This window comes from Acetomicrobium sp. S15 = DSM 107314 (assembly GCF_016125955.1).
GTDB classification, from domain to species: Bacteria; Synergistota; Synergistia; order Synergistales; family Thermosynergistaceae; genus Thermosynergistes; species Thermosynergistes pyruvativorans.
This window is the reverse complement of the sequence record NZ_JADEVE010000330.1, coordinates 1-365: the sequence shown is the minus strand read 5'-3', so window position 1 is coordinate 365 and position 365 is coordinate 1. Positions and strand designations below refer to the sequence as shown.

Genomic DNA, 365 nt, shown 5'->3' with positions numbered 1-365 from the left:
CCATCAGAGGTTTGGTCAGCCGAACGACTTTTTCTTCTCCAAGCACGTCTGTTGCGGCAGTAGCGAGTCGCTGGGTTTAGCCTTCGTGATTAACCACTGGGGGGATGCCAAAGGTGTAGTCGCATATTTCCGTGCATTTATATGACGAGGCCCTTCGTATTGTCGTTAAATGTGAGGCTTGCGATGGCCCAATCCTCCACATCCATAGGGCTGGCCTCGATAAAGCTTCCAGCTTTCTTAATTCAAAATATGGATATGGCCAGAAGACTTCATTCGACGAAGAGCAAGCTCGGACAAAATTTCCTCGTAGACAAGAATATCCTCGACCAGATCGTGAAATTCGCCGAGGTCAACCAAGACGATGT

General features: G+C 48.5%; 1 pseudogene. It reads left to right on the top strand.

What is annotated here, in order from left to right:
• Window positions 1-159: 159 nt before the first annotated feature.
• A pseudogene (locus EZM41_RS09495) lies at window positions 160-365 on the top strand (hypothetical protein); the annotation flags it as partial.